Here is a 14,284-nt window from a genome sequence, read left to right on the forward strand (position 1 = left end):
AATGGTGTATTCAATTAAATGATACACCATTTTTGCAATAAAATCATTAAATTACAATTTTGCTTCTGTTGTTTCTTCTGCTTTTTTCTTTTTATCAAGATATTCAGCAATAAAACCGGTGTTAAAGTTGCCACTGATAAAGGTTTCATTTTCAATCAATTCTTGATGGAAAGGAATGGTAGTTTTAATACCAGTAACCACATATTCTTTTAAGGCTCTGTACATTCTTCTGCGGGCTTCTTCTCTATCTCTGCCCCAGCAGATTAGTTTGCCAATCATTGAGTCGTAGAATGGAGGGATTTTATACCCGGGGTATGAGTGAGAATCTACTCTTACTCCGAAACCGCCCGGTGCAATGTAGCCTTTTATTTCTCCGGGGCAAGGCATAAAGCCTTTTTCAGGGTCTTCAGCATTAATTCTGCATTCTATGGCGTGTCCTTTAAGTTCAATATCTTCTTGCGTAAAGGATAGAGGCATACCGGCTGCAACTTTGATTTGTTCTTTTACTAAATCTACGTTAGAAATCATTTCAGAAACGCAATGTTCAACTTGAATTCTGGTGTTCATTTCCATAAAGTAGAAACTTCCGTCGTGGTCTAAAAGGAACTCAATAGTGCCGGCACCTTCGTAGTTAATAGCTTTTGCGGCTGTAACAGCAGCTTCACCCATTTTTCTGCGAGTTTCAGCGTCGATAGCAGGAGAGGGAGCTTCTTCCAAGAGTTTTTGATGTCTTCTTTGAATAGAGCAATCTCTTTCGCCTAAATGAACTACGTTACCAAATTTGTCGCCGATAATTTGAACTTCGATATGTCGTGGATTAACGAGATATTTTTCGATATAAACGCCTGCGTTACCGAAGGAGTTTTGAGCTTCGGTTTTGCAAAGACGCATATTGTCTTCCATTTCGTCAGGATTGTTGACGATTCTCATTCCTTTTCCGCCGCCGCCTGCTGTTGCTTTAATAATAATGGGGTAGCCTACTTTTTCAGCAAAAGCTTTAGCGTCTTCAACGGAGTCAATGAGGTCGGTTCCGGGTGTAATAGGAACGCCGTGTTCTCTCATTGTTTTTCTTGCTGTTGCTTTGTCGCCCATTTTGTTCATTTGTTCAGAAGTCGGCCCGATAAATTTAATACCGTGTTCTGTGCAAATGTCTACAAAATCGGAGCGTTCAGACATAAAACCGTATCCGGGGTGGATTGCATCAGCTTCAGAAGTCAAAGCGGTTGAAATTATAGTAGGTATGTTAAGATAACTTTTCGCACTGGAAGCAGGTCCGATGCAATAAGCTTCTGTTGCCAAGCTTACGTGGAGAGAGTCGGCATCAGCTTGGGAATATATAGCTACAGTGGGGATTCCTATTTCTCTGCAAGCTCTAATTATTCTAACAGCGATTTCACCTCTGTTAGCGATTAATACTTTTTTAAACATTGTAAAAATTTCCTTATATAAAATATAAAAGTAATAGAATTATACATTTTGATTAGCAAATATCTATTACTTTTAAATAAATTTATTCTACATACATCAAGACTTGACCGAATTCAACGGTTTGTCCGTTTTCAACGCAAATTTCAGTAACTTTTCCTGAAACTTCCGCTTCGATTTCGTTCATTAATTTCATTGCCTCAATTATGCAGACAACTTGTCCTTTAGCTACAGTATCACCGACTTCAACGAAAGCTTTGCTGTCAGGAGAAGGCGAGCCGTAGAAAGTTCCAACCATAGGTGAAGTTATAGCTTTACCTTTTGGAGCTTCTGCTTTTGGCTCATCTTTTTTAGTTTCAATGACCTGAGAAGTAACTGTAGATACAGGAGCAGCAGGAGTTGCAATCATTTGTGGTGCAGCTTGAGCTGTTATATAATTTTTTTCTCTTTTTAGGACAATCGCTTTATCAGTGTCTTCCAACGTGATTTCTGTCAAATCGCTCTTTGTCAAGACTTCAGCGAGTTTTTCGATATAATCAATATCAAATTTCATGTTTAATTCCTTTTCTGATTTGACGCAAAGTAATCCAGCGGGCTTACTTTTTGCCTTATTAAATAGGTTTTTAAAGAGATTTTCTTTCACGAAAAGCCTTTATACTTTATTCAAATATTCATTAGTTCTTGTGTCAACTCTAATGACATCGCCGTTCACAACGAAGAAAGGAACGTTTACGATGGCACCGGTTTCAAGTTTTGCAGGTTTAGTTCCGCCTTGAGAGGTGTTTCCTTTTTCAGAAGGAGGGGTGTCGACGACTTCAAGTTCGACGTGGTTAGGGATATCTACGCCAATAATTCTGTTATCATGAAGTAGAATAGAAACATTCATATTTTCTTTTAGATATTTAACGCCGTCGCCGATCTGGACTTCGGTGACAGGTAGTTGTTCGTAAGATTCCAAATCCATCATTACGTAGTCATTACCTTCTTTGTAAAGGTATTGCATATCACGGCGATCAAGAGTTGCTTTTGCAACTTTTTCGCCTGCTCTAAAAGTTTTTTCTATAACGTTACCGCTTTCAGCATTTTTAAGTTTTGTTCTTACAAAAGCAGCACCTTTTCCCGGTTTGACGTGTAAGAATTCAATAACGGACCACAAATTTCCGTCAATTTCAAGAGTTAATCCTGTTTTTAAATCATTTACTGAAATCATTTAGTTTTCCTTATATTCTTAGCTTCGTTGATAATACCATAAAAATATTTATTTTGAGAAGTAGGAAATAAAAATTGTAGTTTTATTACGTTTCTAATCGAAAGATATTTGTTTTAGATTTGTCATAATACCTATTGGCGTAGGCAATAATGAATCTTGCAACTTGAAAATGTATTGACAAAATCAAAAAGCGAGTTATACTTAAAGTAAAAGAAATGTAAAGTAAGGAGTTTGTTATGCAAAATTGTAACCATCAAGGTTGCCGAAACGGGCAACATCATGGGGACTCTTGTAATCATCATGGGCAACACGGGTGTGGTAATGGACAAGGAGAAGGTTGCCAAAAGCGTCAGGGGCGTGGAAATCGAAGAAAACTTTTTGAAGAAAAATATACTAAATACCTTTTGACCAATTCAATTCCTAATTTCGATACTGATTTAGCTTTTGATGAATGGCTTTTGACAGAGGATGGAAAAAAATACAAGTTTGATATTGAACAAATTTGGAAAGAAGTCGAATTGGCCCATCCTTGGGGCGGAAAAAGACAATTTGCAGGTAGAAGAAAAACCTGTGCCAAAAAAATTCCTTTTACACGCAGAATAAATGAAGAAGTTTTAAATGTCCTTAAAAATTATAGTGAAAAACATAATATTACTGAAACAGAGGCACTTGAAAAAGCAATAATGCTTTTAGAAGAAATATAATATTAAATAATTTCTATACTTAAAAAGTCAAAAACAGGTTCATTTTCTATCCAAAGTTGTTCAAAAGACTCATTGTCGGGGAGCTCCAACGTGATTGTGGGAATTTTTCTTTCAATTCCTGCGTATGTCCCGAAACTGCCGGGAGTTGGGTAGCCGATAGATGCTTCAATCTTATAACCGGTGAGCTTTGAGATTTTTTCGGCAATTTCCTTTGCGTCGCCGTCATAATTTACTATTTTGTAAGGTGTGTGCAAAGATAAAATCATATCGGGCTTGTATTTTTCGATTATTTTGACCATAAATTGAGTTTCGGCTTCGCTGTTAGGCTCGTCACCGCCGAAATAATTTTTATCTTCGACTTTTTCCCAGTTTTTGGTCGGGAAATTCCTGTTTAAATCAACCATATTAGCATTTTGACGGGTTTTTGCTTCTTTGCCGTCAGGGTTCAGGCATGGCAAAATTAAAAGCCTGTTTTTTAAAGATAAATAGTCCACTTTTTCATTTAAAAATTTGCTAATAAGCTGTTCTCCTTCAGGTTCATCTCCGTGGAAAACGCCAATGATGAGTATAGTTTTGTCATATTTTTCAGGAGATTTTTCCAATAAGAATATCTCACGCCCCAGCGTGCTTGTGGTTTTTTCTACAATCATTCGCCCATAACCTTTATAATCAGTCTTTTTCTTCTTTGTCCGTCAAATTCAGCGTAAAAGATTTGTTGCCAAGGACCTAAGTCCAGAGTACCTTTTGTTATCGGAACAATAACCTCGTGCCCAATTAAAAGGCTTTTTAAATGGCTATCGCCATTGGTTTCACCGGTTCTATGGTGGTTGTAGTTTATATCAAAAGGGGCAATTTCTTCCGCCCATTTGTCGATATCTGAAATCAGACCGTTTTCGTCGTCATTTACATATACACCTGCTGTAATATGCATTGCACTGACAAGAACCATTCCTTCTTGGATTTTGCTCTCTCTTAGTGCATCTTCGACTTCATCTGTTATATTTATGTATTCTCTATGGTGTTCTGTGTTGAACCAAAGGTATTTTGTATGCGATTTCATATAAGCCTCCTTTTGGAGTTAATATACCAAACTGAAACGCAAAAGAGAACAATTTAATATTGTGTAACTCTAAGCTGTTTTAGAAAAGTTCATCTGATTATCAAAAAAGATTTTTCACATCAGTTTCAAGTGCAGAAGCAATCGCTGCGAGTCTGTATATAGTTATATTTACGTTACCTTTTTCAAGTTTACTTATATATGAATTATCAAACCCTAAAATCAGAGATAATTCTTCACGTGTCATTTTCTTTTTGACACGGTAAACTTTTATATTTTTCGCAAGTGTTTGCCTGATATTTATATTTAAATCTTGACTCATGTTCCAATAATGATTTAATACGATATTAATTTACAGGAATGACATTCCCTTTTTGGAGGAGTACAATGACTCAAGTATTTTCTTTGCTACTAATCAATATTCACGAAATACAGGCATTGATAGATTACAAAAGCCTAAATTTGACTCAAGCCGAAGCAAAAATCCTTTTGAGAGGGACTTTAAAAAATATTGAAGAAGAGTTTGATGAATATCTGTGCGATAAATCCATGTTACAAAATTAAACTTACATGTTGCTTTTAAAACATGTTTTGCATAATATAATCATACGAACCTTAGAAAACAGGGGGCGAAAGGGTACAGTTTTGATGAAGATTAAAACGATTCCCAATAGCAAATACAAGCTAAAGCCTTAAAAAACAACCCCGTTCAGGATTAGTAAAATACATTTAAAAACTAAATTTATTTTATAATTCGATTTTTACGGTTCCATACGTAAAAATTTTTTGTTATATAAAGATTTTTACAAAAAAATAGGTCGATATAAAAAATAAAGGAGATAATATGGCAACTAAAGCCTTTAAACAAGAAAAAATTGATGCTATCAAAGAAAAAGTCAGCAAAGCAAAAGTAGCCATAGTAACTGAGTACAAAGGTTTCACTGTTGAAGAAATCACAAACTTACGCCGTGCTCTTCAAAAAGAAAACGGTGACTACATGGTTACTAAAAATACTTTAGCAAAACTTGCTATCAAAGACACTGAATTTGAAGTATTAGCAGACAAAATGACAGGTCCTATCGCAATCGCTTTCGGTTACGAAGATCAAGCCGCTCCTGCAAAAGTACTTGAAAAATTCATCAAAGCAACTAAAAAAGGCGAAATCGTAGCCGCAGCTTTGGATGGTCAACTCTTAGACGCCGACCAAGTAAAAGCTCTCGCAAGCATTCCTTCAAGAGAAGAACTCTATGCAAAAATGCTTGGCTGCGTAAATTCACCTGCAACCGGTATCGCCGGTGCTGTCAATGCTGTAATGAGCAGCTTGGTCAGAGCTATCGACGCCGTTGCAAAACAAAAAGCAGCTTAATTGCCGCTTAAATTTATTTACAAAAAATACACAAAAACATAAAAGGAGAATTAAAATGAGTGTACAAGAAATCTTAGAATCAATCGAAAAATTGACTTTAATCGAAGCAGCTGAATTAGTAAAAGCTATGGAAGAAAAATTCGGCGTTTCTGCAGCAGCTCCAGTAGCAGTTGCAGCAGCAGCTCCTGCAGCAGCAGGCGAAGCAGCAGCTGAAGCTAGCGAAGTTACTGTTGTTTTAGCATCAGCAGGTGCTAACAAAATCGCTGTTCTTAAAGAAGTTAGAGCTATCACAGGTCTTGGCTTGAAAGAAGCTAAAGACTTAGTTGACGCTGCTCCAAAACCAATCAAAGAAGGCGTTAAAAAAGAAGAAGCTGAAGAAATTAAAAAGAAACTTGAAGCTGCCGGTGCTGCTGTTGAATTGAAGTAGTTCAACAAAGTATTGGAAAGTAAAACTTTAAGAGAGATGGTATTTGCCATCTCTCTTTTGTTATGAAATAGCCGACTAACCTATTTGAATATTGCCGAAAGTTCTATAGGAAAATTCAAAAAAGTTGTGGATACTAAACATGTCAAACATAGCCAAAAACTGATTGAAAAGGAGAAAGAAGAAAATGAAAAAATTATCTGTTATGTTATGTACTTTTGTGTTGCTAAGTGCAGCCTCTTATGCGGCGTGTCCATTGAACAATTGTGCAACTCCAAAGGCCGCTCCGTGTTGTGAAACACCAAAACCTACAGCTTGTGAAGCTCCAAAACCATGTTGTGATAGTCCTGAACCTTGTTGCCAAGATGACAAACCTACTTGTTGCAATACTCCGGACCCTGTTGTTATTAAACAAGAGTCTTGTTGTTGGGGATTGTCACAAACAGATTTGTTTAAAAAATTATGCTTAGACAAATGCCAAATGGATAAAGCTTGTTGCCTTTATAACAAATATAAATGCGACGTCAAAGAATTAAAAGAACAATTGAAATGTAAACAAGACAAATTGTGTGAAATGGTCAAGTGCGGTGCTTCTTGCTGCGATATTAAACAACAAAAGAAAGATATTAAATGCTTGAAGAAAGACATCAAAGAAAAATGGGCGACTTATCAAGATGATTTCAAATGCATGTTGACAAAAGACCAAAAGAAAAATTTCAATAAATTTTCAGGAGAAGAAAATAAAAAATACAAACAGCTAATGAAAAATAAATGTTGTTGTAAATTAAAATAACCCAATAAAATTAAGCCTCCGACAAGGGGGCTTTTTTTAATCCCTAAATGGCTCTAAAGGGCTATTTTTCTAAAACTCGTGCATGTAAACGGTTTACTTTTTAAAAAAGATTATTAAAATGTAAATACAATATAAATTTACAAAATATAAAATAGGGGGCAATATGAGCCAATTAAGCGGACAAAGTTTTATTTCATCTGCTGTTGCAGGTTTAACCAATACTTACGGAACAGTTTCAAAATACAAAGGGTCTTCATCTCTTTCATTGGAAGATTTATCTAATCCATCGTCAGAATTGTTGAGCACTCTTGGAAATAATAATTCATTTTTGAGTTATATGACGAGCAATTTTTCTAATTTGGATTCTGATGGAGATGGCTCAATTTCCGCAAATGATGTCAGCAAACTAACTCAAACCATGCAATCTCAAGGATTGACTTACAATGAGATTTCACAACTTGCAGCTTCCGGTGCAATAAGCTCCAGTTTGACAGAAACCGTTTTGAATTATTTTAACAAAATTGATAAAAACGGTGATGGTCGTATAACGAGTGCTGAAATCTCTGCATTTGGGTTTGAATCCGACAGACAAAAAATGGATACAAAATACAATTCATTTAAAGGGTCAAGCATAAGTACGTTTTATGTTGATTCTGATAATGAAGATGAACCCTCAAGCGTCGTTGACAGTTTATATCCCACATCTGAATCATAATCTCGCATAGAGAATGGCTAAAAGAAGCGTGGCTAGAGGAATGTCACGCTTTTTGTATGAGTTGAAAATTGCTTAAATCGCTAAAGCCTTTGTTTGCAAGGGTTGAAGGATAAAAACAACTTAAAAAATTATGACATAAAATGCTATACCTCTTGGGTAGCTTGACGATTGGGTGAACTAATTAATACAAAAAAGATTCATTTTTTTGCATTGTACCTCTCAAGGTAGGCAAAGATTGATTATAAAGTTGTTTCTTGATTATTCTTTTATGATTATAAGGTTGTGAGCGATTTTCATTTTAGTGGTTGGTAAAACAACATCTTGCAATCCGTTTGCAATGCTCAAAACACTTCCTGCTTTAAGAGTAACCTCTTCACTTTTGTAAGTAAAAGAGTAATCCGTTTGTCTGTCTGACCTGATGGTGATTTTATCCATAAGAATTCATGTCCTTTTTTTATTTAATCTAATTCTCGTCTACCTTCAATCGCTCTTGCGAGTGTAATCTCGTCGGCATATTCAAGGTCTGAGCCAATCGGAATTCCGAAGGCAATTCTTGAAATTTTTATATTGAAAGGTTTTATAAGTTTGTTCAAATAAAGGCAAGTTGCTTCGCTTTCAACAGAAGGTCCGAGGGCAAGAATAATTTCTTTGATATCTTCTTTTGCTATTCGTTGCAAGAGTTCTTTAATCCTTATGTCTTCGGCTCCAATCCCGTCTATAGGCGACAAAACGCCTTGCAAAACGTGATATTGTCCTTTATATTCGTTTGTTTTTTCAATAGCTATCAAGTCTTTGGTTTCAGCAACAACACAAATTGTCGATTTATCTCGATTTGGATTTTGACATATTTCGCAAGGGTTTGAGGCAGACATATTGAAACAAACATCACAATAATGAATGGTTTGTTTTGAGTCTACTAAAATATTTGCAAATCTTTCAACTTCCCCCAAGGGCATTTTTAAAAGGTGAAAAGCCATGCGTTGAGCTGACTTGGGACCTATGCCGGGAAATTTTTGAAAAAATTCAACCAAATTTGATAGAGGTTTGGTGTATTGCATTAGAACAAACCAGGTATGTTAATTCCGCCAGTAATTGTTTTCATTCTGGCTTCCATTTGAGATGAAGCATCTTTGCTTGCTTGAGTCATTGCAGTTGAGATTAAATCTTCAAGCATTTCGATAGTGTCTTCGTCAACGTTTTCAGGGTTTTCAGGGTTAATAGCTTGAGCTGTTAATTTTATTGATTTAAATTTTCCTTGTCCGTCACAAATTACTTTTACCGCACCGTTGCCTGATTCAGCTGAAACTTCTATATTTGCCAAATCTGCTTGAGCGTCTTGCAATTTCTTTTGCATTTGTTGAGCTTGTTTCATCATAGCTGCTATATTCATACCAAATTCTCCCATTATAATCTTGTAAGGTATCTATAATTATAGGACAACTTACATTTATAAACAAGAGTTTAATTATTAATATCAGTGTTTAAATTAATAAGAACGACGCATCAGGTCGGATATTTTTAGGTCTGATTTTTTCATCACGGGTTTGGGCTGTTTAATCGGTTGTTTTGCGTATTTAAATTGAGTTAAGCCTACTCTTGCGGTATCTTCTTGTTTCAGCATCAAGATTTCTTGAATAAAATTCCATATTTCTCTCATGGGGTGCCTCTCTTTATTATAATTTAAACCGTAAACTTTCATTTGATATCCTATATTAAAACCATTTTTTATATAAAATATAATCCCCGATTATGCTATATTTAGATTATGACAGATTACCTAGAATTGAATAAAGAACAAAATATCAAGATGACAAATCTTGCCTATGACCATTGCTCTAAGGATTTGAACCATGAAGAGTTGATTTGTGAGCTGTTTTCTGATGATGAATTGAAAAAACAAGTTTGCATTTTAAATTTAAAATCCGTTTTTTCTCAAAAAGAAGCAGATGCTTTGGTTGATAATTTGACGGGTAAGGGGGGGCCGGTTCGAGAGGTTGCGTCATTAAAAATTAATGAGTTTATTAAATCCGATAGCTCGCATCAATTTTTTCAGACGGAAAAAATTATTGATACTCTTTTGCAGGCGACGACTGATGTAAATCCTGCCGTGTGCCGTAATATTATTGAAATTATGGATAAAATTGACAATATTAAATATTTAAACCAAATTTTGTATCAAAAAATTACGGCTACTTTTGAGGAGCTTAAAGTATTTAAGGATTACAAAAGTCATCTTTTAAATAAAAAAACTTTCAAGTTATATTGGAGTTTAGAAACGTTGACATATTTGCTTCTAAGCGTCAAAAAAGATGCGATATTTTTTCAAATAGTGAAGCAAGCAGCTGAGTTCAACGATTACACTATTAGAGAAAAAGCGTCTAAAATAATATCATCCTTAACCCCCGTTCCTGCAGAGTTTAAGTCCTTATCAGAAAAATTGAAATCTGATGAAAATCTCTATGTCAGGAGGTTTTTTGAACAATAATCTTCGACAAAAGCTTGCGAAAAACAAATAACTATGAAATATACTTTTTTAAATCATCTTTGTCGAAAACTTCAATGCTGTCTTTGCTGTGAATGAAGACTAGGCAATTCAGCAACGGTTTAAACATCGTGAAATCATCAAAAGAGAATTTTTTGTTTAAATCAGCCATATTGTCGGTTAAAAATTCTGTTATAAGTGTTTTGTTTTTGAAAACAAGAGAGCTGAAATAATCTAAGCCTGTTTTTGTTGTTATGCCTTCAAAGTAAACAATATCAGGCGATTGAAATTCAATAAAACGCATTGCTTTGTCCATATTGAATCCGATATTTTCGTTTAATTCTGATTGATGGACATTTTCTAAATTATATTTCGAAATGGATTCGATTGTCATAACATTTTTTTGCGAATTGGCAATATCAGACAAAATAGAATATATTATGTGAGTTTTTCCGCTCAATGAAGAACCGCAAACAAGTGTTATACCCGGTGTTGAGAGTGCTTCTTTTATTATTTTTATCTGTTTGTCGTCAAATCCGACTTCTGATAATTTCTTTGGAGGTTTGTATATTTTTAAAGAAATCCTTTCCCCTTGAATTGTCGGGAAAGCGGAAATGCTGGCTACAAGGGTTATTTCTTCCACTTTAAAGATAAGTTTTCCGAGTTGTGGAAGTTCTGAAACGGTAGGGTCAAGTGATGATAGTGTTTTTAGTTTGGAAATAAATGGTGCAACTAAAACGCTCGGAATTGCTCCTGTTGATACTACTTGAGATGGGCTTCTGAAATTGACGCTCAATCCGTTGGGGACGTGTTCAAAAAATAGTTCATGAATATCCTCTGCAATTGCTTGTTTTAAAATAGCTCTTATAAGTAGTTGGATATGTTCATCGGACATGCTTTCGTTGTGGAGCTCTTCTCGCCAATCATATTTTACGGTGTTTTCGTCTATATAAATTTGTCCAACTGTATTGTCATTTTTGTAATATTCCTCAATCTTTTGCAGGACAAGGCTTTCAGCAGAAATTACAGGTTCAATGTCGCAACCTGTTTTTTCTACAATTTTGTCTATTGCAAACAAGTCTAATGGGTCTGCCATTGCAACAGTTAAGACATCTTCAATTTTAAACAGCGGAATAATTCTGTATTTTTGTGCATCTGCTGCATTAATCAGGCTTAAACATTTTTTATCTAGTGCGTAATCTTTCAAATCCACGTATGGTATGTGGAGTTTCGTTTCTAAAAATTTTAATAATTTTTCCTCGGTAATCAGTCCCGAATTTATCAAAACTTGACCAATGTTGACATTTTGAGCAATAGCAATCTCTTGTGCTTTTTCAATGTCATCATAGCCGATAAGCCCGTCACGAACGAGGTCGTATTTTAATTTTTCGAGTGTTTTATTTGTTACCGATTCCATTTGTTTCTTTCTTTATCCCAAATAGCTTTTTATGCGTTCCATAACAAAATCAATTTCAAAAGGCTTTGTGATGTATTCATTAACGCCTGTTTCTTCTCCAATGATTTTGTCTTCTTCTTGAGAGCGAGCCGTCACCATTATAATCGGAATGTCCTTGTATTTGTTGTCATATTTGAGCAAACGGCTGATTTTATAACCGTTGATTTTGGGCATCATGACATCTAAAATTATTAAATCGGGAACTATTTCTTTTGCTTTGTTTAGCCCTTCTTCGCCGTCAAAAGCACTATGGCATTCGTAGCCTTCTGCTTCAATCATAAATTGCAGCGTTTCTACTATATCTTGTTCATCGTCAACTATTAATACTTTTTTCATATTCTACCTCTTTAAAAGATAATTTTGCTTTTTTAATCAATTCATCTGCACTTAGTGCGTCGTTAGGATAAAGTGCCGTTGAGTACAATATAGCACACTCTTCGAACTCTTTTCCACAAAGTTTTATGTATCCTTCAAGTTTCTTTTTATTAAAATCTAATGCAAACGAATCCATTTCGATTGAGTAATAAAAATAATACCTGAAATCGCCGTCTATATATATAAAATCACGGCTGTTGGTGGTTTTTTTAATAAGTTTTTCCGCAACAACTTTGTCCAAGAAAGAAGCTGATGCTATAATCTTTTCTTTCAAAGCTATTAATCCGAGTGATGTATGGTTTTGTTTTGCTCTTGAAATGTCTTGTCCCATTTGCATAATAAAGGTTTCTTCTTCGTTCATTATAGGGATTGCGAGTGAAAATTTTGAGCCAACATTTACTTCGCTTTCAAGCCAAATAAGACCTTTGTGAGTTTCCATAAGTTGTCTTGCAATTGGAAGCCCCAAGCCTGTTCCTCCGATTTTTCGGCTTAATGAGTTTTCAATTTGTTCAAATTTGTCAAAAACTTTGTTCAAATCTTCATGTGCGATACCGATTCCTGTATCTGCGACTTCAACTTTTACATATTCTCTAAACAAATTTTTTGGTAATTCGGCAAAAAACGGGACTTTTAATATATCTTCTCTTTTAATTTTTGATGTGGAAATTGTAATCTTTCCGTTTTCCGGGGTGAATTTTATTGCGTTAGAAACAAGGTTTGTTAAGACCTGCTCTATTCTTTGAGAGTCTATATAAACAGAATCAATATCTCTTTCAAGATTTAAAATAAGTTCAATATTTTTGTCTTTGGCTAAATTTTCAAAAGTATTTTTGACAAATTCAATCGGCGAGTTTACATTAGCTTTTTCAAATCTGAAATCCATTTTCCCTGCTTCGATTTTAGACAAGTCCAAAAGGTCGTTTATTATGGCGGAAAGTCTTGTTACATTTCGTTTTGCCATATTTAAAAACTTGTCCATGTTTTTAGTTATTTCGCCTGATTTTCCGCTCAATACTATGTCTAAGGAGTTTTTTATCGCAGTTAAAGGCGTTCTCAATTCGTGTGAAACTATCGAAATAAATTCTGATTTTAGACGCTCTAACTTTTCAAGTTTTATGTTTGTGTCTTTAATTTCTTCGTATAAAATGGCACTTTCAAGTGGCAAAGATGCTTGTTTTACAAGTGTTTGGAAACAGGTTGTGTCTTCTTGCCCAAAGTCGTTTTCTCTAAAAACTTCGATAATTCCGAAAAATTTGTCTTTTATATTAATCGGGGCAAAAAGATTGTCAAAATTAAACACGTTAAGGTCGTATTCTTCAAATTGGTGTTTGATATTTTTTATGACTTTAATATCAGCAACGGCAGGATTTATGGAAAACAAGGTTTTGTAGCTCAAAATTGCCCGAAGTTTTATTGCATCTTCCAGTCTTTTTGAAATTGGGTATAAAGAGTTTATTAACAGGGTTATATCCGTTGGGTCATTGAAAACAAGCGAATAACACAGAGAAAAACTCAAACTTTTTTCCAACCCGTCCATCATTATGTCAATAAGTTTCGTTTTATCAAGAGAGCCCGCCAGTTGTGTGCTTGTGTTGTATAAAACATTTAGTTGGTAAAGGCTTTTTGCCAAATCCTTATTGTTCGCCGACAAGCCTTCTAAAGATTCTTTGTGTTGCAATGAAGCATTAATCGTTGCAAGAAGCAAACTATCCTCGAAAGGTTCTTGTATATATGCGTTTGCATATTTTAAAATCTCATTTTCAAGTTTTCCTTCATTAAATATCAAAATGGTTTGGATATTTTTTGTTTGAGTTTGGATTTTAATTTTTCGGCAAACATTATTTATGTCATATTTTTTGGTCGCCAAATCGATTAAAATAACATCAACGTCGTTTGCTTTTACAGTTTCAAAAATTTCCTCATCGCTATTGAATGAGATTAGTTCGTGCCCGTGCTTGTAAAACAGCTCACTTGCCTTATTGATTTTTTTGTTATTGTCTGTAATAAGTAATATTTTAGCCATACTAATAGTATTTTAGCAGTTTTTTAAAAATACATTTATTTTTCAACAAAACTTAATTAATTACCCAAGAAGCAGTAAAATAAACGTGAAAGAGGGCATGTATTAACTTTTGTAAACAAAAGTATATAAAATGAATATAAAAAAGCAATATTTAAAGATAAAAATACTTTATTAAAGTACGAGAGATGAAAAAAGAGAGAACCACAAACCCACACCACGAGAGAGTTTCGAGAACGAGAGAAATTAACCACACG

At 34.7% G+C, this 14,284-nt stretch carries 20 protein-coding genes; 7 read left to right on the forward strand and 13 right to left on the reverse strand.

What is annotated here, in order from left to right:
- Window positions 1-51: 51 nt before the first annotated feature.
- The 3 genes from accC to efp form a co-directional block, all read right to left on the reverse strand.
- The gene (gene accC / locus PHV37_03915; protein ID MDD3237222.1) at window positions 52-1,428 is read right to left on the reverse strand and encodes an acetyl-CoA carboxylase biotin carboxylase subunit; all 1,377 of its coding nucleotides are present in this window, start codon (window positions 1,426-1,428) and stop codon (window positions 52-54) included.
- 82 nt (window positions 1,429-1,510) lie between these two features.
- Complete coding sequence (accB, locus tag PHV37_03920) at window positions 1,511-1,978, reverse strand: acetyl-CoA carboxylase biotin carboxyl carrier protein (protein MDD3237223.1); 468 nt, start codon at window positions 1,976-1,978, stop codon at window positions 1,511-1,513.
- 99 nt (window positions 1,979-2,077) lie between these two features.
- Complete coding sequence (efp, locus tag PHV37_03925; protein ID MDD3237224.1) at window positions 2,078-2,635, reverse strand: elongation factor P; 558 nt, start codon at window positions 2,633-2,635, stop codon at window positions 2,078-2,080.
- A 236-nt stretch (window positions 2,636-2,871) separates the two neighbouring features.
- Between efp and PHV37_03930 the strand changes: the two genes are divergently transcribed.
- On the forward strand, window positions 2,872-3,339 hold the full coding sequence (locus PHV37_03930; protein ID MDD3237225.1) for a hypothetical protein: 468 nt from the start codon (window positions 2,872-2,874) through the stop codon (window positions 3,337-3,339).
- 2 nt (window positions 3,340-3,341) lie between these two features.
- On the opposite strand, the gene PHV37_03935 is transcribed toward PHV37_03930, so the two are convergent.
- From PHV37_03935 to PHV37_03945, 3 genes are all read right to left on the reverse strand, one after another.
- Complete coding sequence (locus tag PHV37_03935) at window positions 3,342-3,989, reverse strand: M14 family murein peptide amidase A (GenBank protein ID MDD3237226.1); 648 nt, start codon at window positions 3,987-3,989, stop codon at window positions 3,342-3,344.
- The gene (locus tag PHV37_03940; GenBank protein MDD3237227.1) at window positions 3,986-4,399 is read right to left on the reverse strand and encodes a secondary thiamine-phosphate synthase enzyme YjbQ; all 414 of its coding nucleotides are present in this window, start codon (window positions 4,397-4,399) and stop codon (window positions 3,986-3,988) included. The genes PHV37_03935 and PHV37_03940 overlap by 4 nt, the downstream gene beginning before the upstream one ends.
- 100 nt (window positions 4,400-4,499) lie before the next feature.
- Window positions 4,500-4,718 (reverse strand): helix-turn-helix transcriptional regulator, encoded by a 219-nt coding sequence (locus tag PHV37_03945; protein ID MDD3237228.1) that lies wholly within the window; start codon window positions 4,716-4,718, stop codon window positions 4,500-4,502.
- A 65-nt stretch (window positions 4,719-4,783) separates the two neighbouring features.
- Here PHV37_03945 and PHV37_03950 point away from each other — a divergent pair, with 65 nt between their 5' ends.
- The 5 genes from PHV37_03950 to PHV37_03970 all read left to right on the forward strand — a co-directional run bounded on the left by PHV37_03950 (window position 4,784) and on the right by PHV37_03970 (window position 7,694).
- Window positions 4,784-4,960 carry a hypothetical protein gene (locus tag PHV37_03950; protein ID MDD3237229.1) on the forward strand — a complete coding sequence of 59 codons (177 nt, stop codon included), beginning with the start codon at window positions 4,784-4,786 and terminating at the stop codon, window positions 4,958-4,960.
- A gap of 280 nt (window positions 4,961-5,240) precedes the next feature.
- Window positions 5,241-5,762, forward strand: coding sequence for a 50S ribosomal protein L10 (rplJ, locus tag PHV37_03955; protein ID MDD3237230.1), 522 nt, complete (start codon window positions 5,241-5,243; stop codon window positions 5,760-5,762).
- Window positions 5,763-5,811: 49 nt separating this feature from the next.
- Complete coding sequence (gene rplL / locus PHV37_03960) at window positions 5,812-6,189, forward strand: 50S ribosomal protein L7/L12 (GenBank protein ID MDD3237231.1); 378 nt, start codon at window positions 5,812-5,814, stop codon at window positions 6,187-6,189.
- A gap of 184 nt (window positions 6,190-6,373) precedes the next feature.
- Window positions 6,374-6,979: a hypothetical protein gene (locus PHV37_03965; GenBank protein ID MDD3237232.1), complete on the forward strand. Its 606-nt coding sequence runs from the start codon at window positions 6,374-6,376 to the stop codon at window positions 6,977-6,979.
- Between the two features lie 163 nt (window positions 6,980-7,142).
- On the forward strand, window positions 7,143-7,694 hold the full coding sequence (locus PHV37_03970) for an EF-hand domain-containing protein (GenBank protein MDD3237233.1): 552 nt from the start codon (window positions 7,143-7,145) through the stop codon (window positions 7,692-7,694).
- 258 nt (window positions 7,695-7,952) lie between these two features.
- On the opposite strand, the gene PHV37_03975 is transcribed toward PHV37_03970, so the two are convergent.
- The 4 genes from PHV37_03975 to PHV37_03990 all read right to left on the reverse strand — a co-directional run bounded on the left by PHV37_03975 (window position 7,953) and on the right by PHV37_03990 (window position 9,393).
- Window positions 7,953-8,129: a hypothetical protein gene (locus PHV37_03975; protein ID MDD3237234.1), complete on the reverse strand. Its 177-nt coding sequence runs from the start codon at window positions 8,127-8,129 to the stop codon at window positions 7,953-7,955.
- 23 nt (window positions 8,130-8,152) lie between these two features.
- Window positions 8,153-8,752, reverse strand: a complete 600-nt coding sequence (gene recR, locus PHV37_03980; GenBank protein MDD3237235.1) for a recombination mediator RecR — start codon at window positions 8,750-8,752, stop codon at window positions 8,153-8,155.
- Entirely contained in the window at window positions 8,752-9,084 is a 333-nt protein-coding gene (locus tag PHV37_03985; protein MDD3237236.1) for a YbaB/EbfC family nucleoid-associated protein, read from the reverse strand. Before PHV37_03985 ends, recR begins: the two co-directional genes overlap by 1 nt.
- Window positions 9,085-9,180: 96 nt before the next feature.
- Window positions 9,181-9,393, reverse strand: coding sequence for a hypothetical protein (locus tag PHV37_03990; protein MDD3237237.1), 213 nt, complete (start codon window positions 9,391-9,393; stop codon window positions 9,181-9,183).
- A gap of 66 nt (window positions 9,394-9,459) precedes the next feature.
- Between PHV37_03990 and PHV37_03995 the strand changes: the two genes are divergently transcribed.
- Entirely contained in the window at window positions 9,460-10,179 is a 720-nt protein-coding gene (locus PHV37_03995; protein MDD3237238.1) for a hypothetical protein, read from the forward strand.
- Window positions 10,180-10,210: 31 nt separating this feature from the next.
- Here PHV37_03995 and PHV37_04000 read toward each other — a convergent pair whose 3' ends face one another.
- From PHV37_04000 to PHV37_04010, 3 genes are read right to left on the reverse strand one after another with little or no spacing between them, the layout of a single operon-like run.
- Window positions 10,211-11,593 carry an ATPase, T2SS/T4P/T4SS family gene (locus PHV37_04000; GenBank protein MDD3237239.1) on the reverse strand — a complete coding sequence of 461 codons (1,383 nt, stop codon included), beginning with the start codon at window positions 11,591-11,593 and terminating at the stop codon, window positions 10,211-10,213.
- Between the two features lie 12 nt (window positions 11,594-11,605).
- Window positions 11,606-11,968, reverse strand: a complete 363-nt coding sequence (locus PHV37_04005) for a response regulator (GenBank protein MDD3237240.1) — start codon at window positions 11,966-11,968, stop codon at window positions 11,606-11,608.
- The gene (locus tag PHV37_04010; protein ID MDD3237241.1) at window positions 11,946-14,030 is read right to left on the reverse strand and encodes an ATP-binding protein; all 2,085 of its coding nucleotides are present in this window, start codon (window positions 14,028-14,030) and stop codon (window positions 11,946-11,948) included. The genes PHV37_04005 and PHV37_04010 overlap by 23 nt, the downstream gene beginning before the upstream one ends.
- Window positions 14,031-14,284 lie beyond the last annotated feature (254 nt).

It is taken from the genome of Candidatus Gastranaerophilales bacterium, assembly GCA_028693235.1.
Classification (GTDB): domain Bacteria; phylum Cyanobacteriota; class Vampirovibrionia; order Gastranaerophilales; family Gastranaerophilaceae; genus JAQUVW01.

Excerpts from the sequence above, each read along its gene's own strand:
- accC (MDD3237222.1), bottom strand. The coding sequence starts at position 1,428 with ATGTTTAAAAAAGTATTAATCGCTAACAGAGGTGAAATCGCTGTTAGA.
- accB (MDD3237223.1), bottom strand. The coding sequence starts at position 1,978 with ATGAAATTTGATATTGATTATATCGAAAAACTCGCTGAAGTCTTGACA.
- efp (MDD3237224.1), bottom strand. The coding sequence starts at position 2,635 with ATGATTTCAGTAAATGATTTAAAAACAGGATTAACTCTTGAAATTGAC.
- PHV37_03930 (MDD3237225.1), top strand. The coding sequence starts at position 2,872 with ATGCAAAATTGTAACCATCAAGGTTGCCGAAACGGGCAACATCATGGG.
- PHV37_03935 (MDD3237226.1), bottom strand. The coding sequence starts at position 3,989 with ATGATTGTAGAAAAAACCACAAGCACGCTGGGGCGTGAGATATTCTTA.
- PHV37_03940 (MDD3237227.1), bottom strand. The coding sequence starts at position 4,399 with ATGAAATCGCATACAAAATACCTTTGGTTCAACACAGAACACCATAGA.
- PHV37_03945 (MDD3237228.1), bottom strand. The coding sequence starts at position 4,718 with ATGAGTCAAGATTTAAATATAAATATCAGGCAAACACTTGCGAAAAAT.
- PHV37_03950 (MDD3237229.1), top strand. The coding sequence starts at position 4,784 with ATGACTCAAGTATTTTCTTTGCTACTAATCAATATTCACGAAATACAG.
- rplJ (MDD3237230.1), top strand. The coding sequence starts at position 5,241 with ATGGCAACTAAAGCCTTTAAACAAGAAAAAATTGATGCTATCAAAGAA.
- PHV37_03965 (MDD3237232.1), top strand. The coding sequence starts at position 6,374 with ATGAAAAAATTATCTGTTATGTTATGTACTTTTGTGTTGCTAAGTGCA.
- PHV37_03970 (MDD3237233.1), top strand. The coding sequence starts at position 7,143 with ATGAGCCAATTAAGCGGACAAAGTTTTATTTCATCTGCTGTTGCAGGT.
- PHV37_03975 (MDD3237234.1), bottom strand. The coding sequence starts at position 8,129 with ATGGATAAAATCACCATCAGGTCAGACAGACAAACGGATTACTCTTTT.
- recR (MDD3237235.1), bottom strand. The coding sequence starts at position 8,752 with ATGCAATACACCAAACCTCTATCAAATTTGGTTGAATTTTTTCAAAAA.
- PHV37_03985 (MDD3237236.1), bottom strand. The coding sequence starts at position 9,084 with ATGAATATAGCAGCTATGATGAAACAAGCTCAACAAATGCAAAAGAAA.
- PHV37_03990 (MDD3237237.1), bottom strand. The coding sequence starts at position 9,393 with ATGAAAGTTTACGGTTTAAATTATAATAAAGAGAGGCACCCCATGAGA.
- PHV37_03995 (MDD3237238.1), top strand. The coding sequence starts at position 9,460 with ATGACAGATTACCTAGAATTGAATAAAGAACAAAATATCAAGATGACA.
- PHV37_04000 (MDD3237239.1), bottom strand. The coding sequence starts at position 11,593 with ATGGAATCGGTAACAAATAAAACACTCGAAAAATTAAAATACGACCTC.
- PHV37_04005 (MDD3237240.1), bottom strand. The coding sequence starts at position 11,968 with ATGAAAAAAGTATTAATAGTTGACGATGAACAAGATATAGTAGAAACG.
- PHV37_04010 (MDD3237241.1), bottom strand. The coding sequence starts at position 14,030 with ATGGCTAAAATATTACTTATTACAGACAATAACAAAAAAATCAATAAG.